General features: G+C 58.4%; 13 protein-coding genes and 1 pseudogene. 13 read left to right on the top strand and 1 reads right to left on the bottom strand.

The features are described from left to right. The 6 genes and pseudogenes from ftsA to QGH30_04555 all read left to right on the top strand — a co-directional run bounded on the left by ftsA (window position 1) and on the right by QGH30_04555 (window position 7,397). Window positions 1-1,230, top strand: coding sequence for a cell division protein FtsA (gene ftsA, locus QGH30_04580; GenBank protein ID MDP7021612.1), 1,230 nt, complete (start codon window positions 1-3; stop codon window positions 1,228-1,230). Window positions 1,231-1,316: 86 nt separating this feature from the next. After that, a pseudogene (ftsZ, locus tag QGH30_04575) lies at window positions 1,317-2,348 on the top strand (cell division protein FtsZ). Window positions 2,349-2,670: 322 nt separating this feature from the next. Beyond that, window positions 2,671-4,326: a tetratricopeptide repeat protein gene (locus QGH30_04570; GenBank protein MDP7021611.1), complete on the top strand. Its 1,656-nt coding sequence runs from the start codon at window positions 2,671-2,673 to the stop codon at window positions 4,324-4,326. Window positions 4,327-4,358: 32 nt separating this feature from the next. Then, window positions 4,359-6,458 carry an ATP-dependent DNA helicase RecG gene (gene recG, locus QGH30_04565; protein MDP7021610.1) on the top strand — a complete coding sequence of 700 codons (2,100 nt, stop codon included), beginning with the start codon at window positions 4,359-4,361 and terminating at the stop codon, window positions 6,456-6,458. A 107-nt stretch (window positions 6,459-6,565) separates the two neighbouring features. Continuing rightward, window positions 6,566-6,937 carry a hypothetical protein gene (locus QGH30_04560; protein MDP7021609.1) on the top strand — a complete coding sequence of 124 codons (372 nt, stop codon included), beginning with the start codon at window positions 6,566-6,568 and terminating at the stop codon, window positions 6,935-6,937. Further along, window positions 6,903-7,397, top strand: coding sequence for an ATP-binding protein (locus tag QGH30_04555; protein MDP7021608.1), 495 nt, complete (start codon window positions 6,903-6,905; stop codon window positions 7,395-7,397). Before QGH30_04560 ends, QGH30_04555 begins: the two co-directional genes overlap by 35 nt. On the opposite strand, the gene QGH30_04550 is transcribed toward QGH30_04555, so the two are convergent. Then, window positions 7,394-7,855 carry a hypothetical protein gene (locus QGH30_04550; GenBank protein MDP7021607.1) on the bottom strand — a complete coding sequence of 154 codons (462 nt, stop codon included), beginning with the start codon at window positions 7,853-7,855 and terminating at the stop codon, window positions 7,394-7,396. The two genes, QGH30_04555 and QGH30_04550, sit on opposite strands and share 4 nt — an antisense overlap. Before the next feature lie 149 nt (window positions 7,856-8,004). Here QGH30_04550 and QGH30_04545 point away from each other — a divergent pair, with 149 nt between their 5' ends. From QGH30_04545 to QGH30_04515, 7 genes are all read left to right on the top strand, one after another. Next, window positions 8,005-8,439: a hypothetical protein gene (locus QGH30_04545; GenBank protein MDP7021606.1), complete on the top strand. Its 435-nt coding sequence runs from the start codon at window positions 8,005-8,007 to the stop codon at window positions 8,437-8,439. Between the two features lie 22 nt (window positions 8,440-8,461). Then, complete coding sequence (locus QGH30_04540) at window positions 8,462-9,619, top strand: tetratricopeptide repeat protein (GenBank protein ID MDP7021605.1); 1,158 nt, start codon at window positions 8,462-8,464, stop codon at window positions 9,617-9,619. Continuing rightward, window positions 9,619-10,440, top strand: coding sequence for an undecaprenyl-diphosphate phosphatase (locus QGH30_04535; GenBank protein ID MDP7021604.1), 822 nt, complete (start codon window positions 9,619-9,621; stop codon window positions 10,438-10,440). Before QGH30_04540 ends, QGH30_04535 begins: the two co-directional genes overlap by 1 nt. An 89-nt stretch (window positions 10,441-10,529) precedes the next feature. Next, on the top strand, window positions 10,530-13,223 hold the full coding sequence (locus tag QGH30_04530; protein MDP7021603.1) for a valine--tRNA ligase: 2,694 nt from the start codon (window positions 10,530-10,532) through the stop codon (window positions 13,221-13,223). Then, window positions 13,220-14,047 (top strand): helix-turn-helix domain-containing protein, encoded by an 828-nt coding sequence (locus QGH30_04525; GenBank protein ID MDP7021602.1) that lies wholly within the window; start codon window positions 13,220-13,222, stop codon window positions 14,045-14,047. Before QGH30_04530 ends, QGH30_04525 begins: the two co-directional genes overlap by 4 nt. Further along, entirely contained in the window at window positions 14,048-16,063 is a 2,016-nt protein-coding gene (gene uvrB / locus QGH30_04520) for an excinuclease ABC subunit UvrB (protein MDP7021601.1), read from the top strand. Further along, window positions 16,044-16,970: a nicotinate-nucleotide diphosphorylase (carboxylating) gene (locus QGH30_04515; GenBank protein MDP7021600.1), complete on the top strand. Its 927-nt coding sequence runs from the start codon at window positions 16,044-16,046 to the stop codon at window positions 16,968-16,970. Before uvrB ends, QGH30_04515 begins: the two co-directional genes overlap by 20 nt. Window position 16,971 lies beyond the last annotated feature (1 nt).

The raw sequence follows: 16,971 nt of genomic DNA, 5'->3' as shown, positions 1-16,971 counted from the left end.
ATGAACGACAGCATGATCATCGTGGGACTGGATCTCGGAAGCCACCGGGTTTCCATGGCCATTGCGGAACTGGACGGACGGGGGAAACTGCGGGTCCTGGGCTTGGGGACCTCGAGCAGTGAAGGAATCGTTCGCGGGGAAGTGATGGACTTTGACCGTGCTCTTGATTGTGTTCGCACCGCTCGCCGTGAGGCAGAGGCTGCGGCCGGCCATGATGTGCAGTCGGCATTCGTTTCGGTAAGCGGGAAGGACTTCGTTGTCCGTCGCAGCGAGGGTGTTCATGTCAAGGACGGAGACGGGCGTGAAATCACTCGAGAGGATCTTGAGCAGGTGGTGCGGGTTGCCAAGGGAATGCTGCTGCCTGAGGGCTACCGCATTCTGCACACGCTTCCCGTAGATTTCATTCTTGATGGTCGTTCCGGCATCAAGGATCCCGTGGGGATGGATGGCATCCGCCTGCAGGCGGAGGTGCAACTGGTTCTGGGAAGTTCTCCGCACCTTGACAACACGAGGAAACTCGTCGAGAAGGCGGGCGTGGGTGTCGAGAGTCTGGTCTTCAGTCCCCTGGCCACGGCCATGGCCGCACTCAGTCCCGATGAAAGGGAAACAGGGACGATTCTCTTCGACATCGGTGACGGGTCCACGGAGATCCTCGTGTTGGAGAAAGGGGCCCTGCAACACTGTCAGGTTCTTCCCATCGGTGGCTCGAATATCAGTCGTGATCTTTCCATCGGTCTGAGCATTCCTTTTGAAGAGGCCGAGCGGCTGAAGCGAAATGCCTGTGTTGCAATTGAAGAGAAGCGACAGAATCTCAGCTTCCCGATTCGTCAGATGGGGAGCAGTGAGAACCGGAGCGTGAGCCTGGAGACGATTCGTTCCATCATGGATCCCCGCCTGAACGAAATCCTGGAAGTGGCCTGGAGGTCTGCCCTGGAAGGAAGCGAGGCGGCTCGCCTTCCCTCGACTGGGCTGGTTCTCTGTGGGGGAGTGGCTCGGATGCCGGGCATCGGGGATCTGGCCAGCCAGCGTTTTGACCGTCCGGTGCGTCTGGCCTCGCCGGTGGACACTGAGGGTCTTCTTGCTGAACTTCGGGACCCCCGCTACACGCCACTCGTCGGGCTTCTGCGCTACGGCTATCAGCGCCTTCAGGGAGAAGGTCGGGAGTCGGTTCCGGAACGCTCCGGGGGAAGCCCTCTCCGCCGTGCCCTGCGTGCGTTTTCGCGGAGATAGACCTCGAAAAAAAACCGGGCGAAACTCCGAATAATCCTAGACAAGATTTTCACTTCCGAGGATACCTTGTCTTGGAGGTGAGAGAAATGTCCAGGAACCCGTCTGAGCGGAGCCAGGCTCCCTTGCATTTCAGTTTTGACAAGGAATTTACCGACTCGGCCAGCATCAAGGTCGTGGGAGTCGGAGGTGCCGGTGGCAATGCGATCGGAAGGATGATCGAAGCCGGGCTCTCGGGGGTCGATTTCATCGACATCAATACCGATGCCCAGGTTCTTTCGGAAAGTCAGGCCCTGCATCGACTCCAGATCGGAAGGAAGCTGACCAAGGGACTGGGTTCGGGGGGCAACCCCGAAGTCGGTCGTCGCGCGATTGAGGAAGATCTCGACGAGTTGAGCGAGCTTCTTCAGGGTGCAGACATGGTCTTCGTCACCGCTGGAATGGGGGGAGGCACCGGAACCGGAGCCGCTCCTGTGGTCGCAGAGATTGCACGCAAGACGGGTGCCTTGACGGTAGGCGTTGTCACCAAGCCCTTCAGCTTTGAGGGCAAGAAAAGGAATCTGGTGGCAGAGACCGGACTGACGGAACTGCGCAGTGAGGTGGACACGCTCATCACGATTCCGAACGAGCGTCTTCTGGAAGTTGTGGATCAGAATGTGGCCTTCTCGGAGGCCTTCCGCGTTGCAGACGATGTCCTTCTCCAGGCGACCCGGGGGATCAGTGACCTGATCACGGTCAAGGGCATGATCAATCTGGACTTTGCGGATGTAAAGAGCATCATGGCGGGAATGGGTCCCGCACTCATGGGTACCGGACAGGCGGATGGCAAGGATCGCGCAGAGTTGGCCGCCGAGCAGGCGATCCGTTGCCCCTTGCTCGAGGAACTGGAAATTGCCGGTGCTCAGGGAGTGCTGATCAATATCACGGGCAGTTCATCCATGACCATGCATGAAGTGACCCGGGCCACGGAGATTATCACCCAGGCTACAGGCGAGGAAGCCAATGTGATTTTTGGAACCGTGATTGACGAGGGAATCGGGGACGCGATGCGCATTACGGTAATCGCCACCGGATTCCAGAGCGAGTATCAAGTTTCCAGTGAGCGTCGGGAAGCGCGGCAACAGGAACTGATCCATCCCGCGCCGAAACGGGCCTTCGCGGCCGTGGCGGGTTCGGACGAAACAGTGGAACTGCCTGCCGAAGAGACAGTCGATGAGAATCCTTTCCCCTTCGAGGCTGCGCCGACGGTTGAGTTGATGGAGATCGCTCCTGAGTCGGAAGCGGGAACATCTCCTGTCGAACCGGTTATGGAAGAGGCTGCGCCGATCCTGACGGAGGAGCCGAGAAGCATGGTGAAGGAAGCGACCTTACGCCCAGAGCAGTCCGAAGACGAGGAATGGACAGTTCCGACCTTCCTTCGGAAACAGAGCGATTAGGAGAGAGATGCCGACCCTATTCCAGAAGATCTTTCGGAACCGGGGCAACGAGGATTACAACACGGGAATCACTCTCTATAATCAGGGCCGGTTCGAAGAGGCCATCAAACGCTTCGAAGCAGCGGTGAGCGAGTCTCCCGTCCACAGCACCACCTATCGCCTGGGAACTTTCTACACCGCAGAAGCACATGCGAACATTGGACGAAGTCTGCTGAGGGCAGAGAAGTATCAGGAAGCCATCAGTCACTTCGAACACGCGCTGGAAGAAACTCCCAACTTTCCCGACCTTCTCTACTGTCTCGGTGTTTCGCGCTTCATGTGCGGGCAAGTGGATGAGGCCCGTCCTCATTTCGAGAAAGCCCTGGAAATCAACCCGGTCTATGTCGAGGCCCGTTGCTTTCTTGCAATCTCCGAAGAAGAATTGGGGCACACTGATGAAAGCCGGGAACATCTGAAGCAGGTGCTGGCGGAGCGCTCGGAGATTCCCATTCAGGTCAGCCAATACCTTCTGGTTCATCTCAAGGAAAAGGAGCACGTCCTGCCGGAGATCAGCCCGGTGCTGGAACTGCTCGAGAGTACTACTCAGTTCCGGGAGGTGTATACCGAGGGCGTGGCCCAGTTCAATCTTGGGCACTTCGACCTGGCCGTTGGTCTTCTGGAGCAGGCTTCTCGCATGAAGCCACACTATGCCGATGTTCAGTGCCAACTTGGTCTGTCGCTGTTCCGCTCCAGGGAGCACTCTCGTGCCATTGAGGAGTTTCAGGGGGCGCTGAAAGTCAATCCCCATTTTCTGGAGGCCGCCTTTTTTCTGGGGGTGGTTCATCTGCATGAGGAATGTTATCTGGAAGCAGAAGAGGCTTTCCTTCGCGCCATGGGCATCCGGAAGGACTCCCATGATCTGCTCTATCATCTGGCTTTGGCCCGTTTCCATCTGGGCAAGAGCGAGGAAGCACTTCCCCTTCTTGAGGAAGTTCTCGAACACAAGCCCGAGTTCACTCAGGCTCGCTATCTGTTGGGCTTGGTGAATTACTCTCTGGGTCAGAGGGAAGAGGGCATTCAGTACCTTCGCAAGGCGCTTTCCCAGAGCCCTCACCTCAACGAGGTGGAGCGCGATCTGGGGCTGATGTACATGAAGCAGGGCGAATGGCAGAGCGCGGAGGAACTCTTCAGCAGTCTCGGGGAGCGCAGTCCCGAGGATCCTTCCCTGCAGTGCTTTATTGCCCAGACCCGGCTGGCACGGAATGAACTGGCAGAAGCGGCTCGCAGTTTCGAGAAGGCCCTGTCTCTGGATCCCGGCAATCTCTATGCGCTCAAGGGGCTGGCCCGTTGCTGGCTGAAGCAGGGGAGACCTTCAGAAGCGCAGAAGATTCTCGATCGTGCTCTCAAGGAGCATGAGACCTTCCCGGATCTCTGGAAACTTCAGGGAGTAACCCACTTTCGTGCCGCCCGAATGAAGGAGGCCGAAGAAGCCTTCCAGCGCGCGATCCAGGGAGCGCCCGGAGATGTGGAAGCGAAACTCGGCATGGCCCTGGTGCTCCGCAATCTGGGACGCTATGATGAGTCCTCCCTTCTCCTGAAAGACATGGAGCGCCTTCATCCCGACCAACTGGAACTGAGCAAGCTGCTGGGTCTTCAGGCCGTGGACCTGGAGGAAATCCCCTAGCGTTTTCGCACTTGCTGGGATAATCTCCCCTTATGCCTTCCCACAACCCCCGAAATCAGGATCTTCAGTCTCCCTGCCAGTATCTCAAGGGAGTCGGCCCCGCTCGTGCAGCAGACCTGTCCCGTCTGGGCATTGAGACTCTGGAAGATCTTCTCCGGCATTTTCCCCGGGAGTATCTGGACCGAAGTCGCATGACTCCTCTCGGCCAACTGAAGCCCGGGGAAAGGCACAGCGTTCGAGGGACGGTGCTTGTCAGCGGCATTCGCCGCCCCCGCAGGGGGATGAACCTCCTGCAGGTGATGATCGGCGATGAGACCGGGCGACTGGAACTGGTCTTCTTCAATCAACCCTTCCTCAAGCGAATGCTCCCAAACGGGCGTGAGGTGATTGCCAGCGGAGAGATCGGTAGTTTCGGGCAGAAGCTGCAACTCGTGTCTCCGGAAATCGAAATTCTGGATGGCGATCTTGATTCTGCTTTTCCCCACGCCCAGGGCATTGTGCCCGTTTACCCGCTGACCCGTGGAGTCAATCAGCGCTGGATGAGAAAAACGGTGCATGCCCTGCTGGAGCAGCGGGAACTGATGGAGTCTGTTCAGGAGATTCTTCCCCGCGAATGGCTCGATGAAAAGAAGTGGCCTCTTCGGGAGTCAGCTTTCCGGCAGATTCATTTCCCAGACGCAGAGAATGCTGCGGACTCCGCTCTGGAGCGCTTCAAGTTCGAAGAGGCCTTCCTCCTGCAGCTTCTCGGGGCTCTCAGCCGGGAGCAATTCCGAAAGGAGAAGGGTCCTCATCTGCCCGACGATTCGCCTCTTCTGGAGAATTTCATCAAGTCCCTTCCCTTTCAATTGACCCGGGCCCAGGAGAAATCTCAGGGTGAGATTCTCGAAGACCTGCGCTCCGGAAGACGAATGAACCGCATGCTCCAGGGCGATGTGGGCAGCGGGAAGACGGTCGTGGCTCTGGGGGCGCTTCTCAGTGCCATCGGCGCAGGCTATCAGGCGGCCTTTATGGTGCCGATTGAAATTCTGGCCGCCCAGCATTTTCGTCGCTGGCAAGAGAGGCTCGCAGCACTGGGGGTTCGTTCTGCACTGCTTACCGGAAGCACGCCAGCGGCGGAGAAGAAGGAGATCCTGTCGGAACTGGAGTCCGGGGAACTGCCCCTTGTCTTCGGCACACAGGCTCTGATTCAGGAAGGCGTGAACTTCCACAATCTCGGTTTTGCCGTCGTAGATGAACAGCATCGGTTCGGGGTTCGCCAGCGCGCCAGTTTTCACGATCAGGGTCGTCCCCATGTCCTGATCATGAGTGCAACTCCCATTCCCCGTTCCCTGGCCATGACACTCTATGGCGATCTGGATCTTTCCATCATCGACGAACTGCCTCCCGGTCGTCCTTCACTGGTCAGCCGCAGAGTCGGGGATGGGAAGACCGGGCAGGTCTATGACTATGTGAAAGAACGGCTGGAAAAGGGAGAGCGGGGTTTCCTGATTTTTCCCCTGGTGGAAGAGAGCGACAAGCTGGAACTGCAGGCGGCCACGGAGCGCTACGAAGAACTCAGCAAGACAGACTTCCGCGACTTTCACTGCGAACTGATCCATGGAAGGATGAATGGTGCCCGCAAGGCAGAGGTGATGGAGCGCTTTGCCAGTGGCGAGACGCAACTCCTGATCGCAACCACCGTCATTGAAGTAGGCATCGACATTCCCGAAGCAACGCTCATGGTCATTCATAATCCCGAGCGCTTCGGACTGAGTCAGTTGCACCAGTTGCGAGGGCGCATCGGGCGGGGGACCATGAAGAGCTACTGCATTCTTCTCGAACCCGGAAATCTCGGAGAACAGGCGCGACAGCGGCTGGAGGTATTCGTGAAAGAGTCCGACGGTTTCGTTCTGGCCGAAGAGGATCTGAAGATCCGGGGTCCGGGAGACTTCTTTGGAGTCCGTCAGCACGGGATGCAGGACCTTCGTCTGGTTCATCCGATTGCCGATGCAGAGCTGGTAGCTCTTGCCCGCCAAAGGGCTCAGGCGATGGTGAGCCGGGATCCACAGTTGATGGCCGCCGATCTTCAGCCGCTCCGGGAGCTTCTTGACCGCCTTTATCGGAACCGGATGCCCCTTGCCGGGGTCGGTTGATCCCCATGCTTCCTTGTTATTCCTCCGGGTCGGCACGCTCATTGCACTAGATCCCTGAAATGGAACACGAACAGCTGCAATGTCCGTCCTGTGCAGCGGGGTATCCCGTGCCACAAGAACTCTACGAGAGTGGACGCCTTCGTGTGCGATGTCCGTCCTGCGATTGCGTCTTTACCCTGAAGTTCTCGGGAGCGTCTCCTTCCGGGAAACCGATGGAGCCGGACGCGGTCGATCCCGCCGAACTGGAAAGGCGGGCGCAACGCCTGGCCCGTCACCTTGCTGAACAGGTTCTCGGGAGTCGTGCAAGGGAAAGGGATCGGGCACTTGAAGACGGAAGCCTGATTCGTGTATTTTCCAAGTCGTTGAGAGGGGCTCTTGAGGAACTGCGCCAACAGTTGCCCGAGGGCTATGAGCCGGCCAATCGCTATTTCAGGGAAGCGTTGAATGAAGTCCTCGCAAAGGGAAAACCACTCTTCTGAACTGGCTTCAGGAGGACCCCGTTTCCGGATCGACCCGGAACTGACGGGGAAGGTGCGCTTCTCCCTGGAGTTTTGCATCCCCAGCGAACTGCGGATGGTCGGTCCGGTGGTGGGCTATTTCTCCCGCCTTGCCCGCGGTCATGCCTTCAAGTCGGCTGTCTGGGCCGAGGCCATGCCGCTGGCCGTGGACGAAGCACTCAGCAATGCCATCCGTCACGGTAATGCAGAGGACCCCGCCCGGGAAGTTCACATTTCCGCAGAAATGGATGCCGGAGGTCTGGAGATTGTGGTGGAAGATCAGGGTCCGGGATTCGATCCGGAGGCCCTGCCCGACCCGAGCAGCGAGGAAGGCAAGCTCCGTGCAAACGGGCGCGGAGTCTTCCTGATGAAAGAACTCTGCGATCGAGTGATTTATGAGGAGGATGGCCGCAGGGTGCGGCTCTACTTCAAGAGGAACTAGTCCTCACTGTCCCAGTGATTCTCCCCGTCCCACTTGCTCATACTGATCTCCGCGAGGATGTTCTCAATCTGATGGCGAACCCTTGCATTCTGGTCCGGTTCGAAGAGAACCTTCCGGATTCGCCCGTTGCGATCCTTCTTCACATAGCGGATGCTTTGAAGATCCTTGACCGGAACAAGGATGTCCTTGCTTGTGCGGACCTCGTTCGGATTGCCGTCTTCATCTTCCAGGGGATTGTGAAAGGGATGCATCCCCAGACCCCAGCCATAGGCCAGGAGGGTCGCAAGCTGGAATAGGAGGGCATTTTTCCCCTGAACGGTGCCTAAATCCAGATCCTCACGAATGCTCTTGTTCACCTTCTCGAGAAGGGGCAAGAGGCGGCTCATCGTTTCTTCCGAAACCTCAAGATTCAGGAAACGGGAGAAAACTTCCTCGATGACCCGGGTACTACTGGCCATGAAACCCTCCGGAAAAACACCCAAAAACCCGTCGAAACACTTCTGCGCGAAGGATTTGCAAGAAGTGAGCCGCTTCTTGACAAGCTGTCCCATGCTGTCCTAGCTTCCCCTGTAGGTTCTTCCACTTTCCTCTGTCCCCGGGATGGGCAATGCAAAAGTTCCTCACATTCCTTCTTCTGGTTGCAAGTCTTCCGCTGGCCGCTTCTGAATTGCCCGCTCACCCCTTTGTCCTGTCTTCGGAAAGTGAGAGGGAGTTTTCCCTGCCCTTTGAATGGGGGCCGACCACTCTTGGCTATTCCCAGTCCTGGGGGGGAGGGGAGTCCTGGTCCCGGGGGACCATGATGAAGAGCCTGAAGGCGGAGTTGATGCCCGGGCTTCAATTTCAGGCGAGGATGGGGCTGAGCTACCGCGCGGGGGCCTTCAACACTGCTGAGAATGCCCGCTTTGAACTGCCGGAAGCCTCGCTCGTCTGGCGTCCCCGGGAGGATTTTGTCCTTCGTCTCCAGTTCTCTCATGGCTCGAGTATGCTAGACCCGATGCATCGGGAGGAGCGGTTTCCCTGGGCGGGGGATTTCACTCGATAAGTCTTGACCGGCTTTTCAGGGCGTGACTATTCTGCCTGAGTTCTCCCGAAAGGATCCCATGGCCTGGTTCTCCCGATTCAGCTTGTTACCCAAAAGAAAGCAGCTCGTGTCCCAGTGGCTGGAGCAGGGTAGCGGCATGGGAGAACTCGGGGGCTGGCTTGCTTCGGAACTGAGCGGGGGGCGTATGGGCCCTCTGGAGAGCTTCTTTGAGGATCTTCCCCCGATGAGCCGCATTCCTCTGGAGAGCTTTCCCGAACTACTCGATCTTGCCTGCAAGGGCCGGTTTATTCCCGAAGGCATTCGCCTTACCGAGGCCTGGATGGAGCGCGCTCCCGAGTCCGTGGCTCCGGTGAATCAGGCGGCAAGACTTCACTCCCTGGCAGGGCGCCATGAACAGGCGCACGAACTGCATCGCTACGCTCTGGGGCGTGATCCCGAGGAGCCGGAAACCCATTACCAGCTTGGTTGCACCCTGCTTCGGGAGGAGCGGATGGAGGAAGCCAAGGCTTCTTTCGAACAGGCGTTGGCTCTGGATCCCCGGCTGGGCAAGGCCTACACGAATCTCGGTTTCGTTCTGGATCGCAAGGGAGATCGCGAAGGGGCGATCCGCCAGTTCAAGCGGGCCATCCAGCTGGATCCGCGCAATGCGAACGGGCACTACAATCTGGGCGCTCTCTATGGAGAACAGGGGGAGTTCGACCTTGCCATTGAACTTTTCCTCAAGGCTCTGGAACTGGATCCGACCAGCCTGGAGGGTCGTTTGAATCTGGGGCTCGCGCTCTTCAATTCCGGTCGGCACAATGAGGCGATCCGCGAGTTCGAGATGGTTCTTCGCCATCATGCCGAGAACGGCGAGGCCTGGTTCTTTCTCGGGGTCAGTCTTTCGAGAATCGGATCCCATGAGCGCGCCTTCTCGGCCTTCCAGAAGTCCCGCAGACTCTATCCCGATGACACCCGCGTTCTCTATCACCTCGGTCTCTGCCATGTGAACCGGAACGAGTATGTGAAGGCTCTTCCCTGTCTTCTGGAAGTTCGGGAAGCCGATCCCGAAAATGCCCGCAATCACTACTACCTGGGAATCGTCTACGACAAGCTGGGGGACCGGGGGCAGGCGGAAGAATCCTATCGCCGTGCGGAGAGTCTCGGCATGAGCTTGCAGAGCCGTTCGGCCGGGGCCTGATGAACCTCTGGCAGAGTATTCTCCTCGGCCTGATTCAGGGCCTCACCGAATTCCTTCCCGTCAGTTCCAGTGGCCATCTGACCCTCTTCGGAGCTTTTCTCGGAGTCTCCAGGGGCGGGGGCGATCCCTATCGCTTCTTTGTCGTCATGACTCACTTCGGTACTTTGATGGCGATTCTGATTTACTATCGAAGGGATCTTTGGGGACTTCTTGTTTCCCTCTTTCGGAGCCTGCCCCGCCTGTCCCGCCCACGGGAGGAAGATCGCCCGCGCCTTCGCCTGATTGGTATTCTCGCGCTCGCGACTCTTCCCGCAGTGCTGGCCGGACTGCTTCTGGATGACTGGATTGCCGGTCTTTTCGAAAAACCCCTCCCCGCAGCTGTGTTTCTTTCGGTCACCGGTCTGATCCTCTTGAGCAGTCGCTGGACCAGTGCCCGTGCTTCTGGAGAAGCAGGTTACCGAAGCGGTTTTCTGGTGGGGCTGGCTCAGGCACTGGCCATCCTCCCCGGGATCAGTCGAAGCGGCTCGACGATTGCCATGGGACTGGCCATGGGCATCCGCAGGGAGGAAGCCGCCCGTTTTGCCTTTCTTCTGGCCGTTCCCGTTCTCTTCGGTGCGGCGCTCTTTGACTCCCTGAAGATCGAATCCCTGGCCATGGTGGATTGGCCCGTGATCCTTGCGGGGACTTTCACGGCCTTTGTCTCCGGCTACCTGGCCCTGATCTGGCTGATTCGCCTCCTCCAGCGCGAGAGCTTCTGGAAGTTCTCCTGGTATTGCTGGGGGGCGAGCCTTGTGGCTTTGGGGATGATCCTTCTGGGCTGAGCAGAGCCCTCCCGCCTTGACCCCCTGCTCCCTGTATTCTACTATGTTGGATCTTCAGGACTTATGTCGCCCTTGGCGAGGAGTATTGCATGAGTAGTCGCCCGAGCGCGCCGATGGACAAAACCTACGATCCCGCTTCCGTGGAACACCGCCTCTACGAGGCCTGGGAGAAGGAAGGTCACTTCCGTCCCCAGAAGGATGAGAAGGGGCGGGATCCCTACGTCATCGTGATCCCGCCACCCAATGTAACGGGCATCCTGCACATGGGTCATGTCCTCAACAACACCCTTCAGGACATCCTCATTCGCTGGAAGCGCATGCAAGGTTTCGAGACCCTCTGGGTTCCGGGAAGCGACCACGCGGGCATTGCCACGCAGAATGTTGTTGCCAAGAAACTGCGCGAGGCCGGGCAGGATCCCCGGGAAATGGGTCGCGAGGCCTTTTTGGAAAAAGCCTGGGAGTGGAAGGACGAATACCAGAGCCGCATCATGGGCCAGCTTCGTCGCCTCGGTTGCAGTCTGGACTGGGAGCGCGAGCGCTTTACCCTGGACGAAGGTCTCAGTCGCGCAGTGCAGAAGGTCTTTATCGACCTTTACAATGAAGGGCTCGTCTACAAGGGACAGTACATCGTCAACTGGGATCCTCTATACGGCACGGCCCTGAGTGACGAGGAAGTCGAGTTCCGCGAAGTGGAGGGCAAGCTCTGGCACTTCCGTTACCCGATGGAAGAGGGCGATGGCTATCTCGTGGTTGCGACCACGAGGCCGGAGACAATGCTCGGTGATACGGCCGTGGCCATGAATCCCTCCGACGAGAGCAAGGCCGCCTACCGTGGCAAACATTGCCGTCTTCCCATCATGGACCGGATCATTCCCCTGATCGAAGACGATTTCGTGGATCCCGAGTTCGGCACGGGCTTTGTGAAAGTCACGCCGGCTCATGATCCCAATGACTTCGACATGGGCGAGCGGCACGATCTGGAGAGGATCGTCGTCATCGGTCCCGACGGTAGCATGAATGCGAATGCGGGACGCTTCGAGGGCATGGATCGCAAGGAAGCGCGCGAGGCCATCGTCGAGGAGATGCAGTCCCTGGGCCTTGTCGAGAAGATTGAGGACTACACGCACTCGGTCGGTCATGGAGATCGCAGTGGCGTTCCCATCGAACCCTATCTTTCGGAACAGTGGTTCGTGAAGATGAAGCCTCTGGCCGAGAAGGCCATCGAGGTTGTAAAGTCCGGTGAGGTCACGCTGACACCGCCTCGCTGGGAAAAGACCTATATGCACTGGATGGAGAACATCCGCGACTGGTGCATCAGCCGACAGCTCTGGTGGGGGCATCGAATCCCCGTCTGGACCTGCAGCAATACCGGCGAGACGAAAGCCTGCATCGATTCCCCCGGAGACTGCTGGGTGCAGGAACAGGATGTTCTCGACACCTGGTTCTCCAGTTGGCTCTGGCCCTTCAGTGTCCATGATTGGCCGGAGGATAACGAGACTCTCAGGAAATACTATCCGAGCAATGACCTCATCACCGCTCCCGAGATTCTCTTCTTCTGGGTGGCGCGCATGATCATGGCCGGACTGCGTTTCGCCGATGGCATTCCCTTTGACCGCGTCTTTCTGCACGGGATCATCCGTGACAAGAAGGGTCGCAAGATGAGCAAGAGCCTGGGCAACAGCCCCGACCCGCTGGTGCTTTTTGACGAGTACGGGGTCGATGCCGTTCGCTTCTCGATGACCATGCTCACTCCCTGGGGTGGTGATCTCCACTTTGAAAACAGCCAGATGGAAATGGGCCGTAACTTTGCCAACAAGCTCTGGAATGCGAGTCGCTATGTGATCGGGCAGTTGGAGGAAGCGCTGGCAAGCCGCTCCGGTGAGGCCAGAGATGCGCGGGAAACCTGGATGTCAGAGGACTGGACAAATCCCGGTTCTCTGGGTGAACCCGCTCCGGAGGATCGCTGGATTCTCAGCCGTCTGGCCCGCACTCAGGCGGAGGTGAACCGCGACCTGGAAGCCTTCCGCTTCAATGATGCGGCTCGCAAGCTTTACGATTTCCTCTGGAAAGAATACTGCGACTGGTATCTGGAACTGACCAAGCCCCGCGTTTATGGCGAGGATGAAGAGGCAAAGCGCGCCGCCTTGCTTACGGCTGGGGCCGTCCTGCAGTCCACGCTTCGTCTTCTGCATCCCATTGCGCCCTATGTGACCGAGGCCCTCTGGGAGCGCTTCCCGGAGACTGAGGGGCGCGTGATCACGGCGGCCTGGCCGGACCTGCCGGACTCCTTCCTGGACGAGAAGGCAGAAGTGGAACTGGCGTACTGGATGGAACTCATTCAGGCCATTCGCAATTTAAGAGCCGAAGCGAGGCTCAAGCCAGGACAGCGGATCCACATGATCTTCCGAACCGAAAGTCGTCAGAAGGATGTCGAGGCCTGTCGCATTTTCCTGGAGAGCCTGGCAAAGGTGGAGAGCTTCGAGTTCCAGCCCCTCGGCGAGGAAAAGCCCAGTCCCGCTTCCAGCGCATTTCTGGAAGGGCTGGAAATCTGGCTGCCTCTGGAAGGGCTCGTGGATCTGGAAGAAGAGGCCGCACGACTTCGCAAGGAACTCGGGCGAGCAGAAGGCTCCCTGACAGGTTTGGAAAAGAAACTGTCCAGTGAGGGCTTTCTTGCCAAGGCTCCCGAAGAGGTGGTGGCCGATGTGCGGGAAAAGGCAGGGCTCGCAAAAGAGCAGGTCGAAAAACTTCTTGCAAGTCTCGCAAGTCTGGGAGGAGATGCGTGAATCCGGAACGGACCATTGGAGAGACACTGCGTCTGGCCCGGGAGGACAAGGGTCTGAGTCTCGAAGAAGTGACCGAGTCCACGCGCATTGCCCTTTCCGTTCTCCGTGATCTGGAGCGTGATCGCTTCAGCGAACTCCCCGGCCCCATCTATGTTCGTAACTTTCTGCGATCCCTTTCCGGTTTTCTGGAACTCGACTACGAAGCTCTTCTTGAGCGCTACCGAGAAGGAGTTCGGGGTGTGAGCGAAGAGGTTCCCGAACAGCAGATCTGGAGGGAGGCTCCCGCAGAAATCACCCGCCTTCGCGACTGGAAGGGAAGGACACGCTATCTCTGGGCGCTGCTTCCCATCGCGCTGATCGTGCTTCTCTTTCTCTGGGCTCCCTGGCAGGGAGATGGGCAAGTTGAGCCGAAGGCAGAACTTCAGGAACAGTCCCCGCCTGCCGGCATTCCCCGGGAGGAAGTGGAAGCCAGGATTGCTGACCGTGGTGCTGTTCTGGAGGAGGGGCCTGCACCTTCTGTTACTGACCGGAATGCAAAGTCAGAAGGGGCGCCGGTTCAGGGGGATCTGGCCCTGCACATCCTCGCGAAGTCTCCCTCCCGGGTTCTCGTGGAAGTGGATGGAGAACGCAGCTTCTATCGCGCCTTTGACGAAGCAGGGGGGCTCTGGACACTGCAGGGCGTGGAGTATTTTCTGCTCAGCGTAGACGGTCTTGATGCACTGGAGATTCGTCTTGGCGACAGTCCTCTTGTCATGCCGCAGTCCCCGGACAATCGTCTCATCGAGTTCCGGGTGGATGCTGCCCGGGCCGGGGGAGTTCCCTGATTGCCCCGCTTCAAGTTGCATGCGCCCTATCCCCCGAGAGGGGATCAGCCAAAGGCCATTGAGGGGCTCAGCGAGAGTGTCCTCTCGGGGCGCAAATACCAAACCCTGCTCGGAGTTACCGGAAGCGGCAAGACCTTCACCATGGCGAAGGTCATCGAGAAGACCGGCCTACCGGCTCTCGTCATCAGCCACAACAAGACTCTGGCCGCACAACTCTACGGAGAGTTTCGCGCTTTCTTTCCTGAAAACGCCGTAGAGTTTTTCATCAGCTACTACGACTACTATCAGCCGGAAGCATTCATTCCCGCTTCGGGAACCTATATCGAAAAAGATGCGAGTGTGAATGAGGAGATCGACCGACTCCGCATGAGCGCGACCAGCCAGCTTCTGATGCGTGATGATGTGATCGTGATTGCCAGCGTGAGCGCGATTTACGGGCTTGGTAATCCCGAGGAGTTTCGTCGCATGGTTCTTCCCCTTCGGGTGGGGGACTCGCAGGGCCGGCCGTCCATTCTGCGGAAGCTGGTGGACATGCAGTACACACGCAACGATGTGAACTTTCACCGGGGCTGTTTCCGGGTTCACGGGGATCTCATCGAGATCTACCCGAGCTATGAGGACAGCAGCTATCGAGTGGAGCTTTTCGGTGACGAGATCGAGAGTCTGGAAAGGGTGGATCCCCTGACCGGGAAACCGCTGGAAGAGCTTCAGGAGTTTACGCTTTTTCCTGCGCACCACTTTGTGACCGGCTCGGAGAGAATGCAAAAGGCCATCGGCGAGGTGGGGAAGGATCTGGAGATTCGCCTGAATGAGCTTCGGCAGGAGAACCTGCAGGCGGAAGTTCAGCGACTGAGCAACCGAACCCGCTACGACATGGAGATGATGCGCGAAATGGGATTCTGTCCGGGCATCGAGAACTACTCGCGCTATCTCGACGGTAGAAAGGCGGGAGAGCGCCCGCTCTGCCTTCTCGACTACTTTCCCGAAGACTACCTGGTCTTTATCGACGAGAGCCATGTGACCGTCCCCCAGGTTCGGGGCATGTATAATGGAGATCGCAACCGGAAGACGACGCTGGTAAATCACGGCTTTCGACTGCCCAGTGCTCTTGACAACCGTCCTCTGCACTTCGGGGAGTTTGAATCGCTTCTTCCGCGCGCGGTCTTTGTCAGTGCGACTCCCAGCGACTACGAATTGAAACAGAGTGAGGGAGCGGTCTTTGAACAGGTGATTCGCCCGACCGGACTCCTGGACCCGGAGATTGAGATTCGCCCGAGCAAGGGGCAGGTGGATGATCTTCTTGCGGAGATCCGGATTCGGGCAGAGAAGAAGGAAAGAACGCTGGTCACGACCCTGACCAAGCGGATGTCCGAGGATCTGAGCGACTATCTTTCGCAGGCCGGGCTGAAGGTCGCCTGGCTGCACAGCGACATCAAGGCCCTGGAGCGAGTCGCCATTCTTCGCAAGCTGCGCCTGGGTGAACTGGATGTTCTTGTGGGGGTGAACCTTTTGCGCGAAGGGCTGGATCTGCCGGAGGTTTCCCTGGTAGCGGTTCTCGATGCAGACAGCGAAGGCTTTCTGCGCAGTCACACCAGCCTGATCCAGACCGCCGGTCGTGCGGCGCGTCACGAGTCTGGCAAGGTGATTCTCTATGCGGACCGGGAAACCAATTCCATCCGACTTTCGGTGGAGGAAACCCGTCGCCGGAGAGAACTGCAGGAAGACTATAACCGAAAGCACGGGATACAGCCCCGGGGCATCCGGAAGAGTCAGGAAGACATTGAAGCGCAAACCCGGATAGGGGAGCGCAAGGGAGACGGAGGGCAGGCCCATCGGGTGGCCGCCCGTTTCGGGCATCTTTCCGTCGGGGAGAAAATCACAGAACTGGAGAAGGAAATGCGTCGGGAGGCTGAAGCCCGGCGTTTCGAGTCGGCAGCCAGTTTACGGGACCTGATCGAGGAACTGAAACTGCAACTGGCTGAAGACGGGAGGCAGGATGAAGGATCCCTGGTTTGAGTGGCCTCGCAAGTTGCGGGAATCTTCGACAACTCTTCTCACCCTCGCTCTCGAAGAGGATCTTGGGGAGGAGGGCGATCTGACAGCCCGCTATTTCTCTGCGGGTCGAGGGTTGATTCCCCTGAGACTTGTGGCAAGAGAAGCGGGCGTTCTTGCGGGGATGCCCCTCTTCCTGCGTTGCTTTCGCGCGGTCGGAGAAAAACTGTCCGGGGAGACCCTGGACCCCGAGCGTGGCATTCTGGGCGAGGGAGTCGAAGTCCGCGAGGCTCTTTCTGATGGAAGCCACTTTGAAGAAGGAGATGTTCTCGCCCGTTTTCTGGCTCCGGAAGCCTGGGCGCATCCTGCAGAACGCACTGCATTGAACTTCTTGCAAAGGCTCTCCGGCGTGGCCACGCGCAGCCGGGAAGTTCGGGACATCAGCGTCGGCCCTCTTCCTCTGGACACCCGAAAGACCACCCCGGGATTTCGCCTTCTGGAAAAATACGCAGTTCGAACCGGAGGCTCCGGAAACCATCGCATGGGTCTGCACGATGCCATCATGGTGAAGGATAACCACAAGGAGGCTCTGGGTGGCATTGCCCGTGTGATGGACAAACTGAAGGAGCTTCCCGATTCGATTCCCGTCATTCTGGAAGTGGATCATCTCGGGGAGTTGGAAGTGATTCTGGAGCACGAACTGGCCTCTCGCGTAAAGCAGGTTCTTCTGGATAACTTCGATCCCCGGGACGCAGCGCGCGCCCTGGAGCTTCGGGAAGCGGCCGGAGGTGGACCGGACTTTGAGATCTCCGGGGGGCTTCGTGCAGAAGACCTGGCCAATCCTCTCTACCGGGGCATTGAGTTCGCAAGCCTCGGGGAACTGACCCACCAGATTCACTCCCTGGATCTGGCCCTGGAAGTGGACGAATAGA

The sequence above is a fragment of the Candidatus Krumholzibacteriia bacterium genome (assembly GCA_030748535.1).
Taxonomy (GTDB): domain Bacteria; phylum Krumholzibacteriota; class Krumholzibacteriia; order JACNKJ01; family JACNKJ01; genus JASMLU01.
The sequence above is the reverse complement of the archived record's forward strand: the minus strand, read 5'-3'. Positions and strand labels throughout refer to the sequence as shown.